A 26901-nucleotide genomic window follows, 5' to 3' on the forward strand; every position below is an offset into this window, starting at 1 on the left:
GCCGGGAGACGCCTCCGCCCCGGCGCCCTTCGCGGGTGCCGGGGCGGAGGTGTGTCCGGGGCGGGTCAGCCCTTGCTGATCTCCCAGAAGCGGAAGACGGTGGAGGCGTCGAGGGACCACTGGAGGCCGGTGACGTTCTGGCGGGCGACGGCGTACTGCTTGCTCTGCCAGAGCGGGAGGATGGGGATCTCGTCGGCGACGATGTCCTGGAGGCGGGTGTAGTCCGGGTTGGCCGCGGTGCGGTCGGACTTGGTGGAGGTGGCGGGGATGATGGTCCCGCTGATCTCCTTGTTGTCGTAGTTGTTCATCAGGACGTTGTCGGGTCCGAAGAACGGCTGGGTGAAGTTGTCGGCGTCGGGGTAGTCGGGGACCCAGCCCTTGACGTAGACGCCGTACTTGCCGGCCTTGATGTCCTTTTCGTACTGCTCGAACTCGACGGACTTCACGTCGGCGTCGAACAGGCCGCTGTCGTTGAGCTGCTTGGCGATGACCTGGAACTGCTGGTCGGTGGAGGGGCCGTAGCGGGTCGGCGTGGAGTACAGCGTCAGCTTGATCTTGCCGGTGATGTTGGCGGCCTTGAGGACGGCCTTGGCCTTCTCGAGCTGGGGGCTGCCGCCGTAGCGGTCGAAGAAGGGGGTGGTGTGTCCGGCGATGCCGGCCGGGACGATCGAGTAGAGCGGGACGGCGGTGCCGGAGTAGACGTCCTTGACGAGGGCGTCGCGGTCGACGAGGTAGGCGATGGCCTTGCGGACGGGGAGCTTGCCGGCGACGGGGTCGTTGACGTTGAAGACCAGGTGCTGGACTTCGGCGCCGGTGCCCTGGACGACGTCGACCTTGTTGTCGCCGGTCTTGGTCGCGGCGAGGCCGGCGATGTCCTTGGCGGCGAGGCCGCGGAAGGCGAAGTCGACGTCGCCGCTCTCCAGGACGGTCTTGAGGCCGGCCTGGTCGCCGTTGAAGAACTTCAGCGTGACGCCGGTGTTCTTGGCCTTGGCCTTGCCGCTGTAGGAGTCGTTGACGGAGAAGTTGGCGCTCTTCTCGCTGAAGGAGTCCAGCTTGTAGACGCCGGAGCCGATGGCCTTGTTGTCGGTGCGGAGCTTGTCGGCCGGGTACTCGCTGTGGTCGACGATGGCGCCCGCGCCCGAGGCGATCTTGCTCGGGAAGGTCGCGTCGGGGGTCTTCAGCTTGAAGACGACGGTCTTCTCGTCGGGGGTGTCGATGCTCGCGATGGAGGAGAGCATGACGGCCGGGCCGCTCGGGTCGTTGATCTTCAGCGTGCGCTCGAAGGAGAACTTGACGTCCTTCGAGGTGAGGCTGTGGCCGTTGCTGAACTTCAGGCCGGAGCGCAGGGTGCACTTGAACACCTTGCTGTCGCCGCCCTCGAAGTTGCAGGCCTGCGCGGCGTCCGGCTCGGGCGTGGTGCCGCCCTTGGGGAAGCTCAGCAGCGACTGGAAGACGTTGTTGAAGAGCAGCCAGGAGCCCGGGTCGTAGCCGGACGCCGGGTCGGTGGACTTCACCTTGTCGGATATGCCCATGACCACGCCCTTGCCGTCGCCGGCGGCCGAGCCGTCCTGCGAACCGCAGCCGCTGAGCAGCGCGGCGGCCGTGGCCGCCCCGAGCGGGGCCACCAGCCACTGGTTACGTCTCTTCACGCGATGTCCTTCACAGTTCTTGTCTGATCCTTGCGCCGGCCTGCGACGTCCGCCGCCGGTTGCTGCCGGTCTCAGCCGCTGACGCCCCGGCCGAGTTCCCACAGCTGGAGGTCGGAGATGGCGTTGACCGACCATTCCACTCCGGTGATCCCGTCGCGGGCGGCGACGTACTGCTTGCCCTGCCACAGGGGCAGGACGGGCACGTCGTCGGCGACGATGTCCTGCATCTCCGTGATCGCGGGGACGGCGACGTTGCGGTCGGCGGCCTTGCGGGACTCGGGGATGAGCTTGGTGCGCACCGTGTTGTTGGCGTACGGCGTGCCCAGGAAGTTGTCCTGCTCCAGGAACGGGGCGAGGAAGTTGTCGGCGTCCGGGTAGTCGGGGAACCAGCCGAGCCCGTAGGCGGCGTAGTCGCCCTTCTTCTGGGCGGGGCGGAAGTCGGCCCACTCGTTGCCCTGGACGGTGATGTCGAACAGCTGGGTGGCGTTCAGCTGGGTCTTGAGGGCCTGGAACTCGGCCGCGGTGCCGTCGCCGTAGTGGTCGGTGGTGTAGTTCAGCGTCAGCTTGACGGGGGTTTTGATCCCGGCGGCCTTCAGCAGGTCGGCGGCCTTGGCGGTGTTGGCCTCGCCGTACTTGTTGAAGAAGGAGTTGACGTGGCCGGTGACCGTGGTGGGGACCAGTGAGTACAGGGGCTGCGCGGACTTGCCGTAGACCTTGGAGATGACGTTGCCCCGGTCGACGGCGGCGGCGAGGGCCTGGCGCACGGCCTTGTCCTTGACGGCCGGGGCGTCGGTGTTGAAGCCGATGTAGCGGATCTCCAGGCCCGGCATGGGGACGAGCCTGACGCCCTTGGGTGCCTTGGCGGAGAGCTCGGTGATCTGGGCCGGGGAGAGGGTGCGGGAGACCATGCTGATGGAGCCGTCGGAGAGCGCCTTGGTGGCCGCGGCCGAGTCGGGGAAGGTGCGCAGTTCGACCTTGTCGTTCTGCAGCTTGATGTCGCCCTTGTAGTTCGGGTTCTTGGTGAAGACGGCCCGGACCAGGTGGTTGTCCTTGACCTCGGGCTTCATCGTGTAGGGGCCGGAGCCGTCGACGGCGAAGCCGGTGCGGAGCTTCTTGGCGTCGTAGTTCTTCTCGCTGACGATGCCGGCCGCGGGGGTGGCGAGCTTGTACGGGAAGGTCGCGTCGGGGGTCTTCAGGTGGAAGACGACGGTGTCGGTTCCCTTGACCTCGACGGTGTCGAGGGTGGAGAGGAGGGAGGAGGGGCCGTTTTCGTCCTTTATGGCGCGGACCCGGTCGATGGAGAACTTGACGTCCTTGGCGGTGAGCGGGTCGCCGTCGGCGAACTTCAGGCCCGGCCGCAGGGTGCAGCGGTAGCTCTCGTTGTCGTTGTCGGTGAAGCGGCAGTCGGAGGCCGCTTCGGGGACGGGCTGGCCGCCGCCGCGCGGGGTGCGCATCAGGGTCTGGACGGTCTGGCGCAGGATGTTCCACGTCGTGGCGTCGTAGGCGTAGGCGGGGTCGAACGGGGCGGGGGCGTAGTCGGCTGCCTCGAACCGGTCGGTGGTGCCGACGACGATCGCTCCGGATCCTGCTCCGTTTCCGCTCGCGCTGCCGCATGCGGACAGCGCGGGGGTGAGCAGGCCTATCGCGGCCGTCAGCACCATGGTCTTGCGGTTCATGCTGGAAGTACTCCCTCACCCGGCACTTGTTAAGCGGCGTAGAGGGCACTTCGCGGCGGTCGCCCGTTCAGGGCGGAACGATCGGGCCGGTGTTTGACGATCGGTCCACGCGCGTGCCGGTGCAAGGGTGTGCGGCCGGTACGGCAGAGGTGCGTGCGGAGTGCCCGCGACGACATTAGTGGCCCGGGACGGGGTGGCTGGAACCAGCAGGAGTTGGGGCGTAATCGCACTGTGATGGGTGCGGACTGACCGCTTATGCCGGAGTCTTCGCAGATGGTGTCAGGAGATGATCAATCCGGACACATGGGAAGCCCTTGGAGCGTCGGGGCAGGTCCGGCGAAGGCTGCGCGGGTGACCAAAGTCACCCGCTCCGCCCACATCGCCGGGATGGAATTTCGGCCTCCGGACCCGGAGGCGGAAGATCCTTGCGCGGGAAGGAGGTCCCGCCCCCGTTTTGCGTCCGGCACGGACGGTGTGCGCCTAGTTCATCGGAGTGATGAGGGAGCGCAGGAAGCTCAGGTCCACGTCCTCCAGCGAGCGCACGATGGTCCGGCCCGGGGCGGGCTCGATCAGGCCCACGGAGGGCACGGCCACGACGCGGCAGCCGGCCGCTTCGGCGGCCGCCACCCCGGTGGCGGTGTCCTCGATGACGGCGCACCGCGAGGGGTGCGCGCCGAGGCTGCTCGCGGCGAACAGGTAGGGGTCGGGGTGGGGCTTGGTGCGGGGGACCTCGTCGCCGGCGACGGTCAGGTGGAAGCGGTCGCGGCCGAGGGTGAGCAGGACCTGGTCGATGACGCGGCGGTGGGAGGCGGAGACCAGGGCGGTGGGCACGTTGTGCCGGGCCAGCTCGCTCAGCAGCCGCTCGGCGCCGGGCATCATGGGGACCTGCTCGGCGATCCGGGCCTCGAAGCGCTCGTTGAGCAGGACGCTCAGTTCGGCGAGGCCGATGTCGGCGCCGGTCGCCTCGATGAGGAAGGAGGCGCTGCGGCTCATGGGGCCGCCGACGACCACGTCGCGCCAGGCCTCGTCGAGGCGATGGCCCAGTTCCTGGAAGATCTGCGCCTCGATCTCCCACCAGAACCCCTCGGTGTCGACGAGGGTGCCGTCCATGTCGAGCAGCACCGCCTGCAGGGCGTGCCCGTCGGCCGTGTGGACGACGGGAGCGGGAACGGTGCTGGTCATGCGTACGCCTCTCTCCGGGGACGACAAGGCCGGTCACCTCGGAACCGCGCGGGGCTTCCCCCTCGGGAACAGGTGACCGGCCTGTATGGGACCGACCAGTGTACGCCGGTCTGTGTCAGCGTGCGTTGAAATACTTCGCTTCGGGGTGGTGGATGACCAGAGCGTCGGTGGACTGCTCGGGGTGGAGCTGGAACTCCTCCGAGAGGTGGACGCCGATCCGCTCCGGCTCCAGGAGGGTGGCGATCTTCGCCCGGTCCTCCAGGTCGGGGCAGGCCCCGTAGCCGAGGGAGAAGCGGGCTCCCCGGTACTTGAGGTCGAACATGTCCTCGATGGCGGCCGGGTCCTCGCCGCCGAAGCCGAGCTCGGCGCGGACGCGGGCGTGCCAGTACTCGGCGAGGGCCTCGGCCAGCTGGACGGACAGGCCGTGCAGCTCCAGGTAGTCGCGGTAGGAGTCGGACTCGAACAGCTTGGCGGTGGCCTCGCCGATCTTCGAGCCGACGGTGACCACCTGGAGGCCGATGACGTCGGTCTCGCCGGACTCCTCCGGGCGGAAGAAGTCCGCGAGGCACAGGCGCCGGCCCCGGCGCTGGCGCGGGAAGGTGAAGCGGGTCCGCTCGTTGCCCTGCTCGTCCAGGATGATCAGGTCGTCGCCCTTGGAGACGCACGGGAAGTAGCCGTAGACCACGGCCGCTTCGAGGAGGTTCTCGGTGTGCAGCTTCTCCAGCAGGCCGCGCAGGCGCGGGCGGCCCTCGTTCTCGACGAGCTCCTCGTAGGTGGCGCCGCCGGCGCGGGCCTGCTTGAGGCCCCACTGGCCCTTGAACAGCGCGCCCTCGTCCAGCCAGGAGGCGTAGTCCTTGAGCGGGATGCCCTTGACCACGCGGGTCCCCCAGAAGGGCGGGGTGGGCACCGGGTTGTCGACGGCCACGTCGGAACGGCCGCCCGGCTGCTCGGGCTCCTCCACCTGGAGGGCGGGCGTGTCCCGCTTGGCGACGCGGCGCTGCTTGAGCTCGGGCAGGGTGGCGCCGGGGACGCCGCGCTTGACGGCGATCAGGGCGTCCATCAGCCGCAGGCCCTCGAACGCGTCGCGGGCGTAGCGGACCTCGCCCTCGTAGATCTCGTGGAGGTCCTGCTCGACATAGGCCCGGGTCAGGGCCGCGCCGCCCAGGATCACCGGGAAGTCGGCGGCCAGCTTGCGCTGGTTGAGCTCCTCCAGGTTCTCCTTCATGATCACGGTGGACTTCACCAGGAGCCCGGACATGCCGATCACATCGGCCTTGTGCTCCTGCGCGGCCTCCACGATCGCGGAAACCGGCTGCTTGATACCGATGTTCACCACGTTGTAGCCGTTGTTGGTGAGGATGATGTCCACCAGGTTCTTACCGATGTCATGGACATCACCGCGGACCGTGGCCAGCACGATCGTGCCCTTGCCCTCGTCGTCCGTCTTCTCCATATGCGGCTCCAGATAGGCCACCGCCGTCTTCATCACCTCGGCCGACTGGAGCACGAACGGCAACTGCATCTGCCCCGACCCGAACAGCTCACCAACGACCTTCATCCCCTCCAGAAGGGTGTCGTTGACGATGTCCAGCGCCGGACGGCCCGTCAGCGCCTCGTCGAGATCGGCCTCCAGACCGTTCTTCTCCCCGTCGATGATCCGCCGCCGCAGCCGCTCCTCCAGCGGCAGCGCAAGAAGCTCCTGCGCACGGCCGGCCTTCAGCGACTTCGTGTTGACCCCCTCGAACAGGGCCATCAGCTTCTGCAGCGGGTCGTAGTCACCCTCACGACGGTCATAGATCAAATCCAGAGCCGTGCTGACCTGCTCCTCGTCGAACCGCGCGATCGGCAGGATCTTCGACGCATGAACGATCGCCGAATCCAGACCCGCCTTCACACACTCGTCCAGGAACACCGAGTTCAGCAGCACACGAGCAGCCGGATTCAGACCGAACGAAATATTCGACAGACCCAGCGTGGTCTGCACCTGCGGATGACGCCGCTTGAGCTCACGGATCGCCTCGATCGTCGCGATCCCGTCCTTACGCGACTCCTCCTGACCCGTGCAGATCGTGAACGTCAGGGTGTCGATCAGAATGTCCGACTCACGGATACCCCAGTTCGACGTCAGGTCCCCGATCAGCCGCTCCGCGATCGCGACCTTGTGCTCGACCGTACGGGCCTGGCCCTCCTCGTCGATCGTCAGCGCGATCAACGCGGCACCATGCTCCCGCGCCAGCCGCGTCACCTTCGCAAAACGCGACTGCGGACCGTCACCGTCCTCGTAGTTCACCGAGTTGATGACCGCACGCCCGCCCAGCATCTCCAGACCCGCCTGGATCACCGGAACCTCGGTCGAGTCCAGCACGATCGGCAGCGTCGAAGCCGTCGCGAAACGCCCCGCCAGCTCCCGCATGTCCGCGACACCGTCACGGCCCACATAGTCCACACACAGGTCCAGCATGTGCGCGCCCTCACGGATCTGGTCCCGCGCCATCTCCACACAGTCGTCCCAGCGGCCCTCCAGCATCGCCTCACGGAACTTCTTCGACCCGTTCGCGTTCGTCCGCTCACCGATCGCCATGTACGAGGTGTCCTGCCGGAACGGCACCGTCTGATACAGCGAGGCCGCACCCGGCTCGGGGCGCGGGTCGCGCTCCACGACGGCGGCGCCCCTCACCCGCTCCACCACCTGCCGCAGATGCTCGGGAGTGGTGCCACAGCAACCGCCCACCAGCGACAGCCCGTACTCCCGCACGAACGTCTCCTGCGCATCCGCCAGCTCCGACGCCGACAGCGGGTAGTGCGCACCCTGCTTCGTCAGGACGGGCAGACCGGCGTTCGGCATGCACGACAGCGGGATGCGCGCGTTCCGCGCGAGATAGCGCAGGTGCTCGCTCATCTCCGCCGGACCGGTCGCACAGTTCAGACCGATCATGTCGATCCCCAACGGCTCCAGCGCCGTCAGCGCCGCCCCGATCTCCGAACCCAGCAGCATCGTGCCGGTGGTCTCGACGGTGACGGAGCAGATCAGCGGGACCGTGACGCCGAGGGCTTCCATGGCGCGGCGGGCGCCGATGATGGAGGACTTGGTCTGGAGGAGGTCCTGGGTGGTCTCGACGAGCAGCGCGTCGGCGCCGCCGGAGATCAGGCCTTCGGCGTTGACCTGGTAGGCGTCGCGGATCTGGGCGTAGGCGATGTGGCCGAGGGTGGGCAGCTTGGTGCCGGGGCCGATGGAGCCGAGGACCCAGCGCTGCTGTCCGGTGGAGGCGGTGAACTCGTCGGCGACCTGCCGGGCGATGCGGGCGCCGGCCTCGGAGAGCTCGAAGTTGCGTTCGGGGATGTCGTACTCGGCGAGGGCCGCGTAGTTCGCTCCGAAGGTGTTGGTCTCGACGCAGTCGACGCCCACCGAGAAGTACGCCTCGTGGACCGAGCGGACGATGTCGGGGCGGGTGACGTTCAGGACCTCGTTGCAGCCTTCGAGCTGCTGGAAGTCTTCCAGGGTGGGGTCCTGTGCCTGGAGCATGGTTCCCATGGCTCCGTCGGCGACGACCACGCGGGTCGCGAGCGCCTCTCGGAGGGCATCGGCCCGGGTCTGGGTGTCTGCGGGCGGGTTCGGCAACGAGGCCATGGTTGAGCTCCCTGGGATGCGACGGCTGTCGGCTTTGCGCCCCCGCTGTGTCAGGGGTGCACGCGGTCAGGGTAACCGCGCGGCACCCGCCCCGGTGAGGGCGTCCCACGTGGCGGACTGCATTCTGTGCCCGGGAGTCGCACGGACGGGTGCCCTGGTCGGCGGCACACCGGGAAACACCCAAGCATGCACGAGGTCGGCATCGACCGATAGTGTTCGGCATGGTCGAACTACGTCAGCAGGAGGCTGCGCGATGGCACGGAACATCCAGTCGCTCGAACGAGCCGCTGCGATGCTGCGGCTCCTGGCCGGCGGGGAGCGCCGGCTGGGCCTGTCGGACGTGGCGTCCGCCCTGGGCCTGGCCAAGGGCACGGCCCACGGGATCCTGCGCACCCTGCAGGCCGAGGGCTTCGTGGAGCAGGACCCGGCTTCGGGGCGCTACCAGCTGGGCGCCGAGCTGCTGCGGCTGGGCAACAGCTACCTGGACGTGCACGAGCTGCGCGCCCGCGCGCTGGTGTGGACGGACGACCTGGCCCGGGCGAGCGGCGAGAGCGTCTACGTGGGCGTGCTGCACAAGAGCGGGGTGCTGATCATGCACCACGTGTTCCGGCCCGACGACAGCCGGCAGGTGCTGGAGGTCGGGGCCATGCAGCCGCTGCACTCCACGGCCCTGGGCAAGGTGCTGTCGGCCTACGACCCGGTGGCGCACACGGAGGCCCTGGACGCGGAGCGGGAGGCCTTCACCCCGCGCACGGTGACCGACGCGGCGGGCTTCGAGGAGGTCCTGGACCTGACGCGGGCCCGCGGGTGGGCGGCGGACGTGGAGGAGACCTGGGAGGGCATCGCCTCGGTGGCGGCGCCGATCCACGACCGGCGGCGCATGCCGGTGGGCGCGGTGGCCGTCGCGGGCGCCGTGGAGCGCGTGTGCGGGGAGTCCGGGGAGCCTCGTGCGGCCCTGGTGGCCTCCGTGCGGGACTGCGCCCGGTCGGTTTCGCGCGACCTCGGAGCGGGCCGGTTCTGAGCTTGACCTGATCCCTTTGGTCCACCCCTTGGCCGCTTTGGGCGCCATTCGGGTGGACCTCTTCGTTTCCGGACCGGCCATTGGCCGGATTTGGGCGATCGTACCGAGTGGTAACGATCCGGTTCTTTGACCTGGTCAGGCCTTGACGCGTTCTGAACCCAGGCGGAAAACTGCCGTTCATCGGTCGGCATTGTCGAACACCTACCGGCAATACGCGTTAGGCTAGGGCGAGGCCATGGACCGGTGAAGCACTCACCGAGTGCGCGGACCCACCGGAGGGACCCGGTGTCCGCCCACCCCTGGACGTAAGACAAAGGAGTCGCGGGTGTCCAGCTCCGACATCTTCATCGGCGAGACCATCGGTACCGCCCTGCTCACTCTGCTCGGCGGCGGCGTGTGCGCCGCCCTCACGCTCAAGAGCTCCAAGGCCCGCGGCGCGGGCTGGCTCGCGATCACCTTCGGGTGGGGCTTCGCCGTCCTGATCGCCGCCTACGTCTCCGCGCCGCTCTCCGGCGCGCACCTGAACCCGGCGGTCACCGTCGGCATAGCCGTGAAGACCGGCGAGTGGGGCGACGTCCCCGTCTACCTCGCGGGCCAGCTGCTCGGTGCCATGCTCGGCGCGGTCCTGATGTGGATCACCTACTACGGCCAGTTCCGCGCGCACCTGGCGGACCCGGAGAACATCAAGGACGCCAAGCTCGGTCCCGAGGACCCGCACCCGCACGACGTCGCCGGCCCGGTGCTCGGGATCTTCTCCACCGGCCCCGAGATCCGCAACGTGGTCCAGAACATGGCCACGGAGATCATCGGCACCTTCGTCCTCGTCCTCGCGATCCTGACCCAGGGCCTCCAGGGCGACGGCAAGGGCCTCGGCGTCATCGGCGTCCTGATCACCTCCTTCGTGGTCGTCGGCATCGGCCTCTCCCTCGGCGGCCCGACCGGCTACGCCATCAACCCGGTCCGCGACCTCGGTCCCCGCATAGTCCACTCCCTGCTCCCGCTGCCCAACAAGGGCGGCTCGGACTGGGGCTACTCCTGGATCCCGGTGCTCGGCCCGCTCGTCGGTGCCGCGCTCGCCGGCGGTCTGTACAACATCGCGTTCGCCTGATCAGCTTCGGCCGCGTTCGTAAGATCCGCACCGCCCTCCTGATTCCGCCTACTCAACAGACCTGCCAGGAGCAGCCACCATGACCAGCAGCACCGGCCCCTTCATCGCCGCGATCGACCAGGGCACCACCTCCTCCCGCTGCATCGTCTTCGACCGCGACGGCCGCATCGTCGCCGTCGACCAGAAGGAGCACGAGCAGATCTTCCCGAAGCCGGGCTGGGTCGAGCACGACGCCACCGAGATCTGGACCAACGTCCAGGAGGTCGTCGCCGGCGCCATCGCCAAGGCCGAGATCACCGCCGCCGACGTCAAGGCCGTCGGCATCACCAACCAGCGCGAGACCACCGTCCTGTGGGACAAGAACACCGGCGAGCCGGTGCACAACGCGCTGGTCTGGCAGGACACCCGCACCGACGCCCTGTGCAAGGAGCTCGGCCGCAACGTCGGCCAGGACCGCTTCCGCCGCGAGACCGGCCTGCCGCTGGCGAGCTACTTCGCCGGCCCGAAGGTCCGCTGGCTGCTCGACAACGTCGAGGGCCTGCGCGAGCGCGCCGAGGCCGGGGACATCCTCTTCGGCACCATGGACTCCTGGGTCATCTGGAACCTCACCGGTGGCGCCCAGGGCGGTGCGCACGTCACGGACGTCACCAACGCCTCGCGCACCATGCTGATGAACCTGCACACCCTGGCGTGGGACGAGAAGATCGCCGAGTCGATGGGCGTCCCGCTCAACGTGCTCCCCGAGATCAAGTCCTCCGCCGAGGTCTACGGCCACGTCAAGGACGGCGTCCTCGCCGGTGTCCCGGTCGCCTCGGCGCTCGGTGACCAGCAGGCCGCCCTCTTCGGCCAGACCTGCTTCGCCGAGGGCGAGGCCAAGTCCACCTACGGCACCGGCACGTTCATGCTGATGAACACCGGCGACAAGATCATCAACTCCTACAGCGGCCTGCTGACCACGGTCGGCTACCAGATCGGCGACCAGAAGCCGGTCTACGCCCTGGAGGGCTCCATCGCCGTCACCGGCTCGCTCGTCCAGTGGATGCGCGACCAGATGGGCCTGATCAAGTCCGCGGCCGAGATCGAGACCCTGGCCTCCTCCGTCGAGGACAACGGCGGCGCCTACTTCGTACCGGCCTTCTCCGGCCTGTTCGCCCCGTACTGGCGCTCCGACGCCCGCGGTGTGATCGCCGGCCTCACCCGGTACGTCACCAAGGCGCACATCGCCCGTGCCGTCCTCGAGGCCACCGCCTGGCAGACCCGAGAGATCACCGACGCCATGACCAAGGACTCCGGCGTCGAGCTGGCGGCCCTCAAGGTCGACGGTGGTATGACCTCCAACAACCTGCTGATGCAGACGCTCTCCGACTTCCTGGACGCCCCCGTGGTCCGTCCGATGGTCGCCGAGACCACCTGCCTCGGCGCCGCCTACGCCGCCGGCCTGGCCGTCGGCTTCTGGCCGGACACCGACGCCCTGCGCGCCAACTGGCGCCGCGCGGCGGAGTGGACCCCGCGGATGCCCGCCGAGCAGCGGGACCGCGAGTACAAGAACTGGCTCAAGGCCGTCGAGCGGTCCATGGGCTGGATCGACGACGAGAACGCCGGCTGACCGCACCAGCTGTCGAAATGACGAGGAGCTGAAGAGACATGAGCACCCTGCAGAGCGTCCCCGCACTGGGCACGCACCCGACCGCCGGCTCGAACCCGAGCCGCGCCGAGACCCGTGAGCAGCTGGCGAAGGCCACGTACGACCTGCTGGTCATCGGCGGTGGAATCCTGGGCACCTCGGTGGCCTGGCACGCCGCGCAGTCGGGTCTGCGGGTCGCCATGGTGGACGCCGGCGACTTCGCCGGCGCCACCTCCTCCGCCTCCTCCAAGCTCGTCCACGGCGGTCTGCGCTACCTGCAGACCGGCGCGGTCAAGCTGGTGGCCGAGAACCACCACGAGCGGCGGGTGCTGGCCAAGGACGTGGCCCCGCACCTGGTCAACCCGCTCACCTTCTACCTGCCGGTCTACAAGGGCGGCCCGGTGGGTGCGGCCAAGCTGGGCGCGGGCGTCTTCGCCTACTCCGCCCTCTCGGCCTTCGGCGACGGCATGGGCAAGGTCATATCCCCGGCCCGTGCCGTCGCCGACAACCCCGGTCTGAAGACCGACAACCTCAAGGCCGTCGCGGTCTACTACGACCACCAGATGAACGACTCCCGCGTCGCCGTGATGACGGTGCGCGCGGCCGTCGAGTCGGGTGCGGTCGTCCTCAACCACGCCGAGGTCACCGGCCTGCGCATGACGCGCGGCCGGGTCTCGGGTGCCGAGCTCAAGGACCGCCTCGACGGCACCGAGTTCGGCGTCGACGCCCGCGTCGTGCTCAACGCCACCGGCCCGTGGGTGGACCACCTGCGGCGCATGGAAGACAAGCACGCGCTGCCGTCGATCCGCCTCTCCAAGGGCGCGCACATCGTCATGAAGCGCAAGTCGCCGTGGAAGGCCGCCATGGCCACCCCGATCGACAAGTACCGCATCACCTTCGCCCTGCCGTGGGAGGACCAGCTCCTGCTCGGCACCACCGACGAGGTGTACGAGGGCGACCCGGCGGACGTGCGCGCCACCGAGAAGGACATCCAGCAGATCCTGGACGAGGCCGCCTTCTCGATCAAGGACGCCGACCTCGACCGCTCCCTGATGACGTACGCCTTCGCCGGCCTGCGCGTGCTGCCCGGCGGCCCCGGCGGCGTCGAGAAGGCCAAGCGCGAGACGGTCGTCACCGAGGGCGCGGGCGGCATGCTGTCCGTCGCCGGCGGCAAGTGGACCACGTACCGCCACATCGGCCGCGTGGTCATGGACAAGCTCGCCAAGCTCCCCGGCAGCCCGCTGACCGATGACATGGAGCCGGTGAAGTCCCTCGTGCGCCGCGTCCCGCTGCCCGGTGTCGCCAACCCGAACGCCGTCGCGCACCGCCTGCTCGTGGACCACGAGCCCGGCGCCCGGATGGACCCGCTGACCGCCCGCCACCTGGCCTCGCACTACGGCTCGCTGGCCTTCGACATCGCCCGCCTGGCGAACGAGGACCCGGCGCTCGCCGAGCGCATCCACCCGGACGGCCCGGAGATCTGGGCGCAGGTCGCCTACGCCCGTGACCACGAGTGGGCCGAGACCGCGGACGACGTGCTGCGCCGCCGTACGACGGTGACCATCCGCGGCCTGGACGACGAGTCCGTACGGGCCCGCGTCGAGGAGATGCTGGCCCGCAAGGCATAGCTCGTACGCAGGTGGGGAAGAGGGGCGGTTCCGAGGGGAACCGCCCCTCTGTCGTGGACTGTGGCGGCCGACCCCACAAGGCTTAGGCTTTCCCACGTACACAAGGAACTTCGGAAGGAGACCTGGGTGATCGAGCTTGAGGGCGTGCCCGAGCTGATCGACCCGGTCATGGTGGCCGCGTTCGAGGGCTGGAACGACGCGGGTGACGCCGCCTCCGGTGCGGTGGCGCACCTGGACCGGGAGTGGAAGGGCGAGGTCTTCGCGGCGCTCGACGCCGAGGACTACTACGACTTCCAGGTCAACCGGCCGACGGTGTTCCTGGAGCACGGGGTCAGGAAGATCACCTGGCCGACGACGCGGCTGTCGGTGGTCCGGATCGGCGGGGCGAAGCCGCGCGACCTGGTGCTGGTGCGGGGCATCGAACCGTCCATGCGGTGGCGGTCGTTCTGCAACGAGCTGCTGGGTTTCGCGCACGAGCTGGGCGTGGAGATGGTCGTCATCCTCGGCGCGCTCCTCGGGGACACCCCGCACACCCGGCCGGTGCCGGTCAGCGGGGTGACGTCGGACCCCGACCTGGCGCGGACGATGGACCTGGAGGAGACCAAGTACGAGGGCCCGACGGGGATCGTGGGCGTGCTCCAGGAGGCCTGCACGCACGCGGGGGTCCCGGCGGTGTCGCTGTGGGCGGCGGTGCCGCACTACGTGTCGCAGCCGCCGAACCCGAAGGCGACGCTGGCGCTGCTGAACCGGCTGGAGGACCTGATCGACATCAGGATCCCCCTCGGGGAACTGCCGGAGGACGCGCGGGCGTGGCAGCTGGGGGTGGACCAACTGGCCGCCGAGGACAGCGAGGTGGCGGAGTACGTCCAGACGCTGGAGGAGGCGCGGGACACGGCGGACCTCCCGGAGGCGTCCGGGGACGCCATCGCGCGGGAGTTCGAGCGGTACCTGCGGCGACGGGACCCTTCGTCTGCCGACGGGCCGGGGGACGGGTCGTACCTGCGGGACACGTCTGCGGGGCCGCGGGCGTCGAAGCGGAAGCCGGAGCCTTCTGCGGAGGAGCCTCCGGCTGCGCCGCCGGAGCCGGATGAGCCGGATGAGCCGGGGGACGACTCCCCCGAGGCCCCGCAGGCGTAGCCGTCCGGGAGGGCGGGCGGGGTGCGGCTGCCGCTGCGCGGAGCGGTCCCCTACCCGCCCTTCCACCGTTCCCAGGGGGCTCCGCCCCCAGACCCCCGCGCCTCAAACGCCGGCGGGGCTCTGTCTGGCCCCGCCGGCGTTTGAGGCTACAGCGCTACGCCCAGGAGGGCGTCCACCGTGCGGGAGACGAGGCCGGGGGCCGTCTCGTCCGTTTCGTCGGAGGCGAGCTGCCGCTCGACCCAGCGGTCCACCGCCGCGAGGGCGGCAGGGGCGTCCAGGTCACGGGCCAGGGCCTCGCGGACCTCCTCCACCAGCGAATCGGCGGGAACGCCGTCCGGGCGGGAGACCGCCGCGCGCCAGCGCGCCAGGCGGGCCTCCGCCTCGGCGAGGACGGCGTCCGTCCACTCCCAGTCCGCCCGGTAGTGGTGCGACAGCAGCGCCAGGCGGATGGCGGCCGGGTCCACGCCGGCGCGCCGCAGGGCCGAGACGAAGACCAGGTTGCCCTTGGACTTCGACATCTTCTCGCCGTGCAGGGCGACCATGCCCGCGTGGACGTACGCCTTGGCCATCGGGAACTCGCCCGTCAGCGCGTGCGCGTGGGAGGCGCCCATCTCGTGGTGCGGGAAGGCGAGGTCGGAGCCGCCGCCCTGGATGTCGAAGCCCATGCCCAGGTGTTCCAGGGCGATGGCCACGCACTCGATGTGCCAGCCCGGCCGGCCGGGCCCCAGCGAGGCGCCGTCCCAGCTCGGGTCGCCCGGGCGGGCGGCCATCCACAGCATCGGGTCCAGGGGGTTCTTCTTGCCCGGGCGGTCCGGGTCGCCGCCGCGCTCCGCGGACAGCAGCCGCATCGCCTGGGCGTCGAGGTGGGAGACCCCGCCGAAGTGCGGGTCGGACTCCACCGAGAAGTAGATGTCGCCCTCGAGTTCGTACGCGGCGCCCGCGTCGCGGAGCCGCTCGACCAGCGGCACGATGCCGGGTATGGCCTCGACGGCGCCGATGTAGTGCTGCGGGGGCAGCATCCGCAGGGCGGTCATGTCCTCGCGGAAGAGGGCGGTTTCGCGCTCCGCGAGCTCGGTCCAGTCGTGCCCGTCGCGCAGCGCCCGCTCCAGCAGCGGATCGTCCACGTCCGTGACGTTCTGGACGTAGTGGACCTGGCGCTTGTTGTCGAGCCACACGCGCTGAACGAGGTCGAACGCGTTGTAGGTCGCCGCGTGACCGATGTGGGTCGCGTCGTACGGAGTGATTCCGCAGACGTAGAGGCGGGCGACGGGACCGGGGTCGACGGTGACCGTCGCCCGGGTCGCGGTGTCGTGGATCTGGAGGTCGCGGCCCTTGCCGGGCAGGGCGGGGACCTCAGAAGCGGGCCAGGCATGCATGCTTCGAGCCTAACCGGACGACTGTTCCGGAAACGAATGGGAGCAGCACTGTTGGCTTGATCGCCACCCTTGCGCTTTGGCCGGATCTGTGCGTCTGTCCTCTTCGGGCGTCCGCCCTGCTCAGACGGGCGGCCAGGGGATCGACGGCCACTGCCCGGAGGGCTTGGGGTGCGTCCCGCTGCGCAGCAGGAAGGCGACACGGGCCCGTACGGCGGCCAGCTCTGCGGGGGTGATCAGTTCGGCCAGCCGGGCGGTCAGCGGGGCGTCCTCGGCCAGCTGGGCCTCCAGGGAGGTCAGCACGGAGCGCGCCTCACCGGTCAGCGGCTCCCCCGCCCAGCCCCAGAGCAGGGTGCGGAGCTTGTCCTCGGAGTGGAAGGTCACACCGTGGTCGATCCCGTAGAGGCGGCCGTCGGGCGCGGGGAGCAGGTGGCCGCCCTTGCGGTCACCGTTGTTGATCACGGCGTCGAGGACGGCGAGCCGGCGCAGCCTGGGGTCGTCGGCGTGGACGAGCAGGGCCGTGCGGCCCTCCCCGACCTCGGCGAGGGCGACCGCCTTCCAGCCCTCCCCGGCCTCCTCGCCCTCCACGAGCGCGAGCAGCTGCGGCTCCGGCTGTTCTCCGGCGTCGATCCAGTGCTGCACCATGCCCTCTCCGTAGGGGCCGTCGCGCAGCACGGTGGTGGGCACGAGCCCCCATCCGGTGGCCTCGGAGACGAGGTAGGCGGCGCGCTCGCGCCGGGCGAGGTTGCCGTCGGGGAAGTCCCACAGCGGCCGCTCGCCCTTGACGGGCTTGTAGACGCACTCGGCGCTGCGGCCCTCGTAGGCCACGGTGCACAGCAGCACGGCGTTGGACGCCTCGGCGATGCGGCCGCGGACGGTGAGCTCACCGCGGGTGAGCAGCTCCTCTATCGGGGTCACGCCGCTCACACCTGACGCCGGTACCCGTTCTGGCGGGGGCACACGTGCCCCTCGGGGTCCAGGGGCAGGCTGCACAGCGGGCACGGCGGGCGGCCGGCGTTGACCACGTCCAGGGCCCGCTTGGCGAAGGCCCGCGCCTGGGCGCCGGAGAGCCGTACGCGCAGCATGGGCGGGCCGTTCTCCTCGTCCTGGAGGAGCCGCTCCTCGGCCTCTGCCAGGTCCTCCTCGGAGTCGGCGTCGAGTTCGACGAGCGCCTGGGCCTCGACGATCATGCGCTGCTGTTCGCCGTCCCAGGCCAGCGCCATGGTGCCGACGCGGAACTCCTCCTCGACGGGGACGTCCAGCGGTGCGGTGTCGGCGGCTTCGGCGGAGGCGACGGCGGGGACGGGGGCGTTGCCCCCGGTGCGGCGCACGACCTCGTCCAGCAGCTCGTCCATCCGCTCGGCCAGCGCCGCGACCTGCGTCTTCTCCAGGGAGACGCTGGTGACGCGGGGGCCCTGGGAGGCCTGGAGGAAGAAGGTGCGACGTCCAGGCAGACCGACGGTGCCCGCCACGAAGCGGTCCGGCGGGTCGTAAAGGAACACCTGACGGGGCACGACCGGTCTCCAAGTCTGGGGCGGGGGCAGGGCTGCGCAGTTGTGTTGGCCCTGCCACCCTACTGCGCCGTCCGATCAGGCCGCGCCCGCGCCGCCGCCCACGACGGCGTTGCCGCCGCCCTCGGCCGCGCTCTCCGCGGGCGGCGCCGCGGCCGGGATCAGCGGGGCGAAGTCGCCGGTGTCGCCGAGGCGCAGCAGGAAGGGCCTGGTGGGGGTGTAGCGGATCGCGGTGACCGAGCAGGGGTCGACGTGGATGCGCTGGAAGAGGTCGAGGTGCATGCCGAGGGCGTCGGCGACGACGGACTTGATGATGTCGCCGTGGGAGCACATCAGGAAGACGGCGTCGGCGCCGTGCTCCTCCTCGATCCGCGCGTTCCACTCGCGGACGGCCTCCACGGCGCGGTTCTGCATGGCACGCATGGACTCGCCGCCGGGGAAGGCGGCGGCCGAGGGGTGCTGCTGGACGATCTTCATGAGGGGTTCGTCGCCGAGTTCGGAGAGCTTGCGGCCCGACCAGTCGCCGTAGTGGCACTCCCCGATCCGCTCGTCGGTGTGCAGGGGCAGGCCGGGGCGGGCGGCGAGCAGCGGGGCCAGGGTCTCCCGGCAGCGCTGGAGCGGGCTGCACACGGCGGCGGCGAGGGGCACTCCGTCGAGTCGTCCGGGCAGCGCGGCGGCCTGCCCGGCGCCCCGCTCGTCGAGGGCGACCCCGGGGGTCCAGCCGGCGAGCAGACCGGCGGTGTTGGCGGTGGACCGCCCGTGTCGTACGAGGATCAGCGTGGCCATGGGGGCCAGCCTAAGCGGTGCGGCCGACGTGCGGGCGGGCGCCGGTGGGGGAAGAATGCCCCGCGTGATTGTGGACTGCGCGATGTACCGTGACGGCCGGCGCTCCGAGGCCCCGGGCGACCTCTCGGAGGCCCTGGCGCAGGCGCGCGCGGTGGGGGACGCCTTCCTGTGGATCGGCATGTACGAGCCGACGGAGGAGGAGTTCGCCCACGTCAGCCATGAGTTCGGGCTGCACAGGCTGGCGGTGGAGGACGCGCTGACCGCGCACCAGCGGCCGAAGCTGGAGGTGTACGACGACTCGCTGTTCGTCGTCCTCAAGCCGGTCATGTACGACGACGACGCGGACACGGTGACCACGGGCGAGCTGATGCTGTTCATCGGCGACTCGTTCGTGGTGACCGTCCGGCACGGCGAGGGCGCGGCGCTGGCGGCCGTGCGGCGGCGGCTGGAGCACGAGCCGGGGGTGCTGCGGCACGGGCCCACGGCGGTGCTGTACGCGGTGTCCGACGCGGTGGTGGACCACTACATCGAGGTGGCGGCCGAGCTCCAGGCGGACCTGGAGGAGCTGGAGGCGGAGGTCTTCGCGCCGAACGTCACGGACACGAAGAACACCGCGGCCCGGATCTACGGGTTCAAGCGGCAGGTGCTGGAGTTCCGCCGGGCGACGAGCCCGCTGCTGCAGCCGATGGACCGGCTGGCCTTCGGGGACGTGCCGTTCGTGCACGACCACGCCAGGCCGTTCTTCCGGGACGTCGCCGACCACCTGACGAAGGCGAACGAGTACGTCGAGGGCCTGGACCGGCTGCTGTCGGACGCGCTGGCCGCGCACCTGGCGCAGATGGGGGTCCGGCAGAACGACGACATGCGCAAGATCTCCGCGTGGGCGGCCATGGCGGCCGTGCCGACGATGGTCGCGGGGATCTACGGGATGAACTTCGACCACATGCCGGAGCTGCGGGAGTGGTGGGGCTATCCGGTGGTGCTGCTGCTGATGGTGGGCCTGTGCCTGGGGCTGCACCGGATGTTCAAGCGGCGCGGCTGGCTGTGAGGGCCGCGGCCCGGCTCAGGCGAGGCCGGGCGCGGGGGCGGGCCGGCCGCCGAGCGGGTTCGCGCGCTCGGGCGCGCGCAGTGCGATCATGCGGTGCCAGCCGCTGAAGCGCTCGTACGCGTACATCCCGCGGATGCCGGCGGCGAGCGCGGCCGCCTTGGGGGCGGGCCAGCGCAGCAGCCGGCCCATGTGGTCCATGACGGCGAGGCTGACGTCCCGGTAGACGCCGATCTCGGCGAGGGCGCTGTCGCGCAGGACCCGCTGGATGGTCCGGCCGTGGCCCTCGCGGGCCAGGCGCAGCAGTTCCTCGTGGCAGTAGGCGAGGTGGTTGTCCTCGTCGTGGCTGATCACCCTGATGGCCTTGCCGACCTCGGGGTGGTCGCCGAAGTGGCGCAGGAGCATGTCCATCTGGTCGGCGGCGCGCTGTTCGGTGACCCGGCTGTGCGCGAGGTAGACGACGATGTCCTCCTCGCTCAGCGGCTCGTCGCGGCGCAGTTTCTCGTGGGCGAGGCCGATGCCGCGGCCTTCGAGGAGCATGGTGTAGTCGGTCTCGGGCGGGACGGGCACGGCGGGCAGGCCGCGCTTGCGCAGCAGGGCGCGGAAGATCCGGCCGTGTTTGTCCTCGTCGGCGCCGTGCCGGACGATCTTGGGCGCGAGGTCGCGCATGCCGTCGGGGACGAGGGCGGCGATCCTGGCGTTCTCCCAGCCGCCCTGCGACTCCCCGCCGGCGGCGATGGAGCAGAACAGCTGGAAGGAGGCGTCGTCGTCGACGATCTCCTGGAACAGGCTGCGTGCGGAGAGCATGGAACGAGTCAAATGCGGATGGAGCGGGCGGGCAACCGTGGGGTGCCGCGACTCGCCCGAATGAACGAAACCGCGGACCGTACCGCGGGGCGTAACCCCGCGGGCCGGCCGGGCGTTGTTCGCTGTGTCGGCCGTGGCGGGGAAGACCCCCCGAGCCCCCACCACGGCCGCTGACCCCTCTCCGACGCCGCCCCGCACCGCCGCGCGGGCTTCGGGCGGCCGCGCGGGAGCCCGCCCGGCGGTGGCCGGGGGAGGCTCCGTCCGACGGCCGCCGGGGCGGCCCGTGCGCGTCAGGCCAGGCCGGCCAGCTCCAGGGCCTCGGTGCCGGCCCGCAGGGCGGTGAGCCGCTCGTCCAGGGTGAACCCGGCGGGGGCGAGCGTGAGGGTGGTGACCCCGGCACCGGCGTAGGCCCGCATCCGGTCGGCGATGCGCTCCACCGAGCCGAGCAGGGTGGTGGAGTCGATCAGCGAGTGCGGAACGGCGGCCGCCGCGCCCGTCTTGTCGCCGCCCAGGTACTTGGCCTGGATCTCGGCGGCCTCCTTCTCGTACCCCATCCGCTGGGCGAGCTGGTTGTAGAAGTTCTGCTTCGGGCTGCCCATGCCGCCGACGTACAGGGCGGTGTAGGGGCGGAACATGTCCGCGAGGGCGGTCACGTCCTCGCCGACGGCCAGCGGCACGGTGGGGCAGACGTCGAAGCCGTCCATGGTCAGTCCGGCCTTCGCGCGGCCCGCGCGGATGTGGCGCAGGGCCGTCTCCTCCAGGTGCTCGGCGGCCGGGAAGATCAGCAGGGCGCCGTCGGCGATCTCGCCGGTCTGCTCCAGGTTCTTGGGGCCGATGGCGGCGATGTAGAGCGGGATGTGCGGGCGCTCGGGGTGCACGGTGAGCTTGAGCGGCTTGCCGGGGCCGCCGGGCAGCGGCAGGGTCCAGTGCTCGCCGTCGTAGCTGAGGCGCTCGCGGCTCATGGCCTTGCGGACGATGTCCACGTACTCGCGGGTGCGGGCGAGGGGCTTGTCGAACTTGACGCCGTACCAGCCCTCGGAGACCTGGGGGCCGGAGACGCCGAGGCCCAGACGGAAGCGGCCCTTGGTGAGGGAGTCCAGGGTGGCGGCGGTCATGGCGGTCATCGCGGGCTGGCGGGCCGGGATCTGGAAGATGGCCGAGCCGACGTCGATCCGCTCGGTCTGGGCGGCGACCCAGGCCAGTACGGTCGCCGCGTCGGAGCCGTAGGCCTCGGCCGCCCAGCAGACGTCGTAGCCGAGGCGGTCGGCCTCCTGGGCGACGGCGAGGTTGTCGGCGTCCATGCCCGCACCCCAGTAGCCGAGATTGATGCCGAGCCGCATGTGTCGTCCCCTTACGATGTGCCGGTTTACCGATCAGTAACGTAGGTCTGCGCAGGGACTCTAGCGCGCCCGACGGCCTCGCGGCAGTGCCCCAGTAGTCTCAGCGCTCATGGAGCAGAGGCATCTCGGCCGCACCGGACTGCGCGTCTCCCGGATCGGCCTCGGCACCCTGACCTGGGGCCGCGACACCGGCGAGGAAGCCGCCGCCGAGCAGTTGAAGACGTTCTGGGAGGCGGGCGGCACGCTGGTCGACACGGCCGACGTGTACGCAGGCGGGGAGTCGGAGTACCTTCTGGGGCGGCTGGTGGGCTCCCTCGTACCGCGCCGGGACCTGGTGATCGCGACCAAGGCGGGCAGCGTCCCGGACCCCGACAGGCGTTTCAACGGCTCGCGCGGACACCTGCTGGCTGCCCTGGACGACTCCCTGGACCGGCTGGGCACCGACCACGTGGACCTGTGGCAGGTCCACGCCTTCGACCCGCAGACCCCCCTCGACGAGACCCTTCAGGCGCTGGACCTGGCGGTGGCCAGCGGGCGGGCCCGCTACGCCGGGGTGTCGAACTTCAGCGGCTGGCAGCTGGCGAAGGCGGCGACCTGGCAGCTCGCGGCGCCGGGGGTACGGACCCGGCTGGCCTCGACGCAGATGGAGTACTCCCTCCTCCAGCGGGGCGTCGAACGGGAGGTCCTGCCGGCGGCCCTGGACCTCGGGGTGGGCCTGCTCCCCTCCTCCCCGCTCGGCCGGGGGGTCCTCACCGGCAAGTACCGCGAGGGCACCCCGGCGGACTCCCGGGGCGCGTCGGCCTCGCTCGCGGCGTTCGTGGAGCCGTACCTGGACGAGGCGGCGGGCCGGATCGTGGACGCGGTCGTCACCGCCGCCCAGGGCCTCGCGGTCACCCCGGTCCAGGTGGCCCTGGCCTGGGTCCGCGACCGTCCCGGGGTCGCCGCCCCCATCGTCGGCGCCCGCACGTCGGCGCAGCTCGCGGCGGCGCTGTCGGTGGAGGCCCTTAGTCTTCCGGAGGAGATCCGCCGGGCGCTGGACGACGTATCCGCACCCGTGCACCGCTACCCCGACCAGGACTGGAGCACGCTGTGAGCACGGACCCCGAGACGACGCCCGAGGCCACGACCCCGGGGGCGCAGCCGGAGGCCTCCGGCGCACCCGGGGCCCAGGAGCGGCCCGGCGCGGACCGCGCCGAGGCCGGACCGGACGAGGGGGCGGGAGCGGAGCCCCTGGTTTCGGGAGGGGACGGGGAGGGGGACGACACCACAGGCCCCGGAGCGGAGGCCTCCTCTGCCGAGGGCACCGGCGAGGCGGAGCCCGGGGCGGAGGCCCCCACCGCCGAGCGCCCCTCCGAGGCGGAACCCGAAGCGGAGGCCCCCACCGCCAAGCGCCCCTCCGAGGCGGAGCCCGGAGCGGAGGCCCCCACCGCCGAGGGCACCGGCGAGGCGGCGGCCCCTTCGGACGGGGCCGGGGCCGAGCAGGCGGCGGCGCCGGGGCTGAGCGAGGCTCAGGCCGAGCTGGCCGCGCAGCGGATCGAGCGGGAGCGGATCGCGCGGCGCAAGGCCGAGCGGGACCACCCCGTCGACGCGGGCGGCAAGCTCAGCGGCCGGGCGGCCGACCTGCTGGCCGCCGTGCGGGCCGTGGAGAGCGGAGCCAAGGCGCCCGCCCTCACCTTCGACGAGGCCCCGCCCGCACCCCGCCGCCCCGCCCCCGCTCCCCCGCAGCCGCGCCCGCAGGCCCCGGCCCGGACCGCCGGCGACGCCGGGGCCGTCCGGGCCGTGCTGGCGCGCGGCGGGGCCCCGGAGGCACTGGCCGGGCCGGCCGCCGAGGTCCTCGGGGAGGGCGCGGCCGAGCAGCTGGCCGAGGACCCCTGGCGGCTCCTGGCCGTCCCCGGGGTGCGCCCGGCGCAGGCCGACGGCTTCGCCCAGGCCCTGCTCGGCCCCGCGGCCGGTCCCGCCGACGAGCGGCGCGGCGCCGCCCTGGTGGGCTGGCTGCTGGCGCAGGCCGCCGAGCGCGGGCACACCGCCCTGGAGGCCCCCGTGCTGGAGAAGGCCCTGGCCCAGTACGGGGTGCCGGCCCCCGCCGAGACCCTGGAGGCGGCGATCGGCGACGGCGCGGTGCTGGTGTTCCACGAACCGCTGGGCGAGCCCGTCGCGGAGGACGAGGAGCAGCCCGTACGCGTGCTCGTGGGCCTGGAGGAGCACGCCCTGGCGGAGGAGAGCCTGGCCGACGGCCTGGCCCGGCTGGCGGCCACCTTCACGGCCCCGGCCGACTGGTCCGCGGCGGCGGCCGGCCCGGGCGCCGAGCTGGTCCGTGCCGTGGCCGGAGCGGGCCTGGTCACCCACACGGGCGGCGAGGCGGCCCGCGCCGAACCCCTCGCCCTGGTGGCGGCCGCCCGCGAGCTGGGCCTGCGCACGGTCCTGGCCGCGCACGCCCCGGCGCCCGGGGCCGTCACGGTCGCTGAGCTGCTGGCGGGGGCCCAGGGCCCCGGCCGGGACGCGGACGGCCGCTTCGAGCTGGACCTGCTGGTCGTCCTGGACGCCCCGCAGCTGGACGTGGAGGCGGCCGCCGCCCTGGTGGAGTCGGTGCCGGACGGGGCCCGGCTGGTGCTCTCCGGTGACCCCGGGGTGCTCGGCTCGGCGGGGCCCGGCCGGGTGTTCGCCGATGTGCTGGCGGCCCGTGCCTTCCCCCACGTGGTGTCCCGGACCCCGGACCCGGGCCCGGTCGGCGAGCTGGTCTCGGGGATCGGGATCGGGGAGCTGCACCAGGTCGACGCCCCCGGCAAGGAGGTCGTGATCGTGCCGGTCCGCGACGCCGGCGAGGCCGTGCACCGCACCGTGCAGCTGGTGGCCGACTCGGTGCCGCGCGCCTTCGGCGTCCCGGCGGAGGGCGTGCAGGTCATCACCCCGGGCCACGGCGGCCCGGCGGGGACCCGCGCTCTGAACGCGGCCCTCAAGGAGCGGCTGAACCCGGGCCCGGGCCGGTTCGGCGGCTTCGACCCCGGCGACCGGGTGGTCCACGTGCCCGCGCCCGGGCGGGCGGTGCCGGCCCGGGTGGTGTCGGCCGACGCCGAGGGGCTGCACCTGGACGCGGCCGGCGGGCGGATCGTCGTGCCGAAGGACCGGGTGGAGTCGCGGGTGCGGCACGGCTGGGCGGTGACGGCGCACCAGGCCGTCGGCTCGCGCTGGCCGGCGGTGGTCGTGGTGCTGCCGGGGGACGCGGCGCAGACCCTGACCCGGGACTGGGTCTACACGGCGTTCGGGCGGGCCGTGCGGCACCTGTCGGTGGTGCACGGGGTCGACCAGGCCCTGGCGCACGCGGTGGCCCAGGTCCCGCCCAAGCCGCGCACGACCCGGCTCACGGGCCTGCTGCGGGCGCTGACGGCCGCCCAGCAGGAGCAGGTGTAGGGACGGCACCGCGCCGCCTCCGTCCGGGCGGGACGGAGGCGGCGCGGTGCCTCCCCGGTCGGGCCGGGTTCGGGCCGGGGTCAGGCCGGGGTCAGGCCGGAGGGCGCGGCGGGGCTGTCGTCGGTGTCGTCGTCCTCGAAGTACTCCGCGTCCTCGTCGAAGACGGAACTCACGTCGAACCGGTGCAGGACGTCCTGCGGGTCGGTCTGTCCGAAGGGCGAGCCCAGCCAGTCCCCCGGTTCCGCGACCTCCTCCAACGCGGCGATCCAGAGGGTGGAGTCGCCCTCCTCCAGGCCGAAGTCCTTGGAGCGGGAGGCGATCTCGTCGGGCTCGTACTCCCCGAAGAGCACGCCGAGCGCTCCGCCCGTGCCCCCGTCGTCGATGAGTTCGGCGTCACGGTCGTGCGCGGCGACGCGCTCGGCCTGGGCGATCAGCCGGGCCGGTTCGACGACGGTGTAGTCACGGCGGATGAGCACGCTGAACGCCGCGGGTTCGGCGGGGCCGGTGTAGCGGGCCCCGGTCTCGGGTGTCGGGATCTCGAAGGGGGTGACCTCGTCGTAGCGGTCGTAGAGGAGTTCGTCGTACTCCTCGGCAGCGGCGGCGAGTTCGTTGAACGCGGCGTAGACGGCCGGGTCCTCGTCCCCGATCCTGCTCTCGACCGCGGCGAGGTGACGGTCGAGAGCGGCCTTGACCGCCTCGGCGGCGGCGCGTACCTCGGCAACAGTGGGCAGAGCGGCATCAGACATAGTGCAGACGCTATCCGTAGCGGGCCGGTGCCCGCACAATAGATACGATGCCGGAATACGAATTCGTCGACGTGTACGTGCCCCGCGGGACCCCCCGCAAGGAGGCCACCCGCCTGCTGACCGACCACGCGGAGTACGGGCACTGGGAGCTCGACCGCATGACCCTGTACCGGGACGGCAGCCGTCGCGCGCGGCTGCGCCGCCGGATCATCCGCCAGGTCAGAGCCACCTGGTGACCGTGGGAGCGCCGGACACACGACGACGCGGGCCCCGGTGGTCCGGGGCCCGCGTCGTCCTGGGGGTGCGTCAGGCGGAGTTGCGGGCGCGCCGGTAGAGCACCGTCCCGGCCAGCAGCAGTCCGCCCGCGAGCGGGAGTCCGGCCGTCATGGCGTCACCGGCGCCGGTGGCGGCGAGCCCGCCGCCCGGTGCCGGCGTGGAGTGGCCGACGGGGGTGGTGCCGCCGCCCGTACCGGGGCCGGTGCCGGGCGTGCCCGGGGTGCCGGTGCCCGGGGTGCCCGTGCCGGGGGTGCCCGGCGTCTGGCCGCCCGGGGTGCCGGGGTTGTGCTGCCCGCCGCCCGGGGTTCCCGTGCCGGGGGTGCCGGGCGTCTGGCCGCCCGGGGTGCCGGGGGTGTGTCCCCCCGGGGTGCCGGGGTTGCCGCCGCCCGGCGTGTGACCGCCCGGGGTGCCGGGGTTGCCGCCCGGGGTACCGGGGTTGCCCGGGTTGCCGGGGTGCTCCCCGCCGGGGTGGCCCGGCTGGTCCTCGTCGCAGTCGTCATCGCCGCCGCCCGGGTTCCCGGGGTGCCCCGGGTTGCCCGGGTGTCCGGGGTTGCCCGGGTGCTGCGGCCCGTGCGAGGTGTTGGCGCAGCGGTTCCCGAAGGCCGGGTTCAGCCCCCCCACCACCGTCACGGTGTTGCCGCAGGCGTTCACCGGCACGTCCACCGGCGCCTGCACGTTGTTCCCGGACAGGAGGCCCGGGGAGTTCGCGGCGTGCCCGGAGGCGCCGGAGTCCGCCTGGGCGTAACCGCCGCCGAGCGCGAGGACACCCCCCGCCGCCGCCATCGTGACCAGCGTCTTCCTCGTGACCTGAACCGGTCGTCGCATCTGTACTCGTCCCCTGGTGAGTGCGTTCGCGTGGCGCACAGGCTGTACGGGCTCCCCCGCCTGCCGCGCCGACGTGATCTGGAGCCGGGCCGGAATGCCCGGCGGCCCCGGAGCGCTGGATTGCGCTCCGG

General features: G+C 71.8%; 21 protein-coding genes. 9 read left to right on the forward strand and 12 right to left on the reverse strand.

The features are described from left to right. Positions 1-65: 65 nt before the first annotated feature. The 4 genes from BX286_RS08870 to metH all read right to left on the reverse strand — a co-directional run bounded on the left by BX286_RS08870 (position 66) and on the right by metH (position 8135). The gene (locus BX286_RS08870; protein ID WP_121014809.1) at positions 66-1649 is read right to left on the reverse strand and encodes an ABC transporter substrate-binding protein; all 1584 of its coding nucleotides are present in this window, start codon (positions 1647-1649) and stop codon (positions 66-68) included. A 71-nt stretch (positions 1650-1720) separates the two neighbouring features. Continuing rightward, positions 1721-3325: an ABC transporter substrate-binding protein gene (locus BX286_RS08875; protein WP_079425292.1), complete on the reverse strand. Its 1605-nt coding sequence runs from the start codon at positions 3323-3325 to the stop codon at positions 1721-1723. Between the two features lie 480 nt (positions 3326-3805). Beyond that, complete coding sequence (locus BX286_RS08880; RefSeq protein ID WP_079425294.1) at positions 3806-4507, reverse strand: HAD family phosphatase; 702 nt, start codon at positions 4505-4507, stop codon at positions 3806-3808. Between the two features lie 115 nt (positions 4508-4622). Further along, positions 4623-8135, reverse strand: coding sequence for a methionine synthase (gene metH / locus BX286_RS08885; RefSeq protein ID WP_121014810.1), 3513 nt, complete (start codon positions 8133-8135; stop codon positions 4623-4625). A gap of 253 nt (positions 8136-8388) precedes the next feature. On the opposite strand from metH, the gene BX286_RS08890 reads away from it, so the two are divergent. The 5 genes from BX286_RS08890 (at position 8389) to BX286_RS08910 (ending at position 14653) form a co-directional block, all read left to right on the forward strand. Further along, positions 8389-9156, forward strand: a complete 768-nt coding sequence (locus BX286_RS08890; protein WP_079425299.1) for an IclR family transcriptional regulator — start codon at positions 8389-8391, stop codon at positions 9154-9156. A 325-nt stretch (positions 9157-9481) separates the two neighbouring features. Beyond that, positions 9482-10264 (forward strand): MIP/aquaporin family protein, encoded by a 783-nt coding sequence (locus tag BX286_RS08895; RefSeq protein WP_079425301.1) that lies wholly within the window; start codon positions 9482-9484, stop codon positions 10262-10264. Between the two features lie 79 nt (positions 10265-10343). Continuing rightward, positions 10344-11870 (forward strand): glycerol kinase GlpK, encoded by a 1527-nt coding sequence (gene glpK / locus BX286_RS08900; RefSeq protein ID WP_079425303.1) that lies wholly within the window; start codon positions 10344-10346, stop codon positions 11868-11870. 38 nt (positions 11871-11908) lie between these two features. Continuing rightward, positions 11909-13516, forward strand: coding sequence for a glycerol-3-phosphate dehydrogenase/oxidase (locus tag BX286_RS08905; RefSeq protein ID WP_079425305.1), 1608 nt, complete (start codon positions 11909-11911; stop codon positions 13514-13516). 126 nt (positions 13517-13642) lie between these two features. Continuing rightward, complete coding sequence (locus BX286_RS08910; RefSeq protein WP_121014811.1) at positions 13643-14653, forward strand: PAC2 family protein; 1011 nt, start codon at positions 13643-13645, stop codon at positions 14651-14653. A 146-nt stretch (positions 14654-14799) separates the two neighbouring features. Here the strand turns inward: BX286_RS08910 and mshC are convergent, their stop codons facing one another. The 4 genes from mshC to BX286_RS08930 all read right to left on the reverse strand — a co-directional run bounded on the left by mshC (position 14800) and on the right by BX286_RS08930 (position 18323). Further along, positions 14800-16029, reverse strand: a complete 1230-nt coding sequence (gene mshC, locus BX286_RS08915; protein WP_079425309.1) for a cysteine--1-D-myo-inosityl 2-amino-2-deoxy-alpha-D-glucopyranoside ligase — start codon at positions 16027-16029, stop codon at positions 14800-14802. 120 nt (positions 16030-16149) lie between these two features. Beyond that, positions 16150-16944: an SCO1664 family protein gene (locus BX286_RS08920; protein ID WP_079425311.1), complete on the reverse strand. Its 795-nt coding sequence runs from the start codon at positions 16942-16944 to the stop codon at positions 16150-16152. A gap of 5 nt (positions 16945-16949) precedes the next feature. Beyond that, positions 16950-17540, reverse strand: a complete 591-nt coding sequence (locus tag BX286_RS08925; protein ID WP_079425313.1) for a DUF3090 domain-containing protein — start codon at positions 17538-17540, stop codon at positions 16950-16952. A gap of 75 nt (positions 17541-17615) precedes the next feature. Further along, a complete protein-coding gene (locus tag BX286_RS08930) occupies positions 17616-18323 on the reverse strand; it encodes a histidine phosphatase family protein (protein WP_079425315.1) in 708 nt (235 codons plus the stop codon). Between the two features lie 55 nt (positions 18324-18378). Here BX286_RS08930 and corA point away from each other — a divergent pair, with 55 nt between their 5' ends. Next, positions 18379-19371, forward strand: coding sequence for a magnesium/cobalt transporter CorA (gene corA, locus BX286_RS08935; protein ID WP_079425317.1), 993 nt, complete (start codon positions 18379-18381; stop codon positions 19369-19371). Positions 19372-19386: 15 nt separating this feature from the next. On the opposite strand, the gene BX286_RS08940 is transcribed toward corA, so the two are convergent. Further along, a complete protein-coding gene (locus tag BX286_RS08940; protein ID WP_079425320.1) occupies positions 19387-20175 on the reverse strand; it encodes a hypothetical protein in 789 nt (262 codons plus the stop codon). A 290-nt stretch (positions 20176-20465) separates the two neighbouring features. Continuing rightward, complete coding sequence (locus tag BX286_RS08945; RefSeq protein ID WP_100865043.1) at positions 20466-21515, reverse strand: LLM class F420-dependent oxidoreductase; 1050 nt, start codon at positions 21513-21515, stop codon at positions 20466-20468. 109 nt (positions 21516-21624) lie between these two features. On the opposite strand from BX286_RS08945, the gene BX286_RS08950 reads away from it, so the two are divergent. Beyond that, positions 21625-22608: an aldo/keto reductase gene (locus BX286_RS08950; RefSeq protein WP_079425324.1), complete on the forward strand. Its 984-nt coding sequence runs from the start codon at positions 21625-21627 to the stop codon at positions 22606-22608. Then, on the forward strand, positions 22605-24923 hold the full coding sequence (locus BX286_RS08955; protein ID WP_187344110.1) for an ATP-dependent RecD-like DNA helicase: 2319 nt from the start codon (positions 22605-22607) through the stop codon (positions 24921-24923). The genes BX286_RS08950 and BX286_RS08955 overlap by 4 nt, the downstream gene beginning before the upstream one ends. Before the next feature lie 80 nt (positions 24924-25003). Here the strand turns inward: BX286_RS08955 and BX286_RS08960 are convergent, their stop codons facing one another. Continuing rightward, a complete protein-coding gene (locus BX286_RS08960) occupies positions 25004-25669 on the reverse strand; it encodes a hypothetical protein (RefSeq protein WP_079425329.1) in 666 nt (221 codons plus the stop codon). A gap of 47 nt (positions 25670-25716) precedes the next feature. On the opposite strand from BX286_RS08960, the gene BX286_RS08965 reads away from it, so the two are divergent. Next, on the forward strand, positions 25717-25905 hold the full coding sequence (locus BX286_RS08965) for a DUF5703 family protein (protein ID WP_079425334.1): 189 nt from the start codon (positions 25717-25719) through the stop codon (positions 25903-25905). Positions 25906-25975: 70 nt separating this feature from the next. On the opposite strand, the gene BX286_RS37845 is transcribed toward BX286_RS08965, so the two are convergent. Further along, on the reverse strand, positions 25976-26770 hold the full coding sequence (locus tag BX286_RS37845; protein WP_100865041.1) for a chaplin: 795 nt from the start codon (positions 26768-26770) through the stop codon (positions 25976-25978). Positions 26771-26901 lie beyond the last annotated feature (131 nt).

The organism is Streptomyces sp. 3211.6, from assembly GCF_003634815.1.
GTDB lineage: Bacteria > Actinomycetota > Actinomycetes > Streptomycetales > Streptomycetaceae > Streptomyces > Streptomyces katrae_A.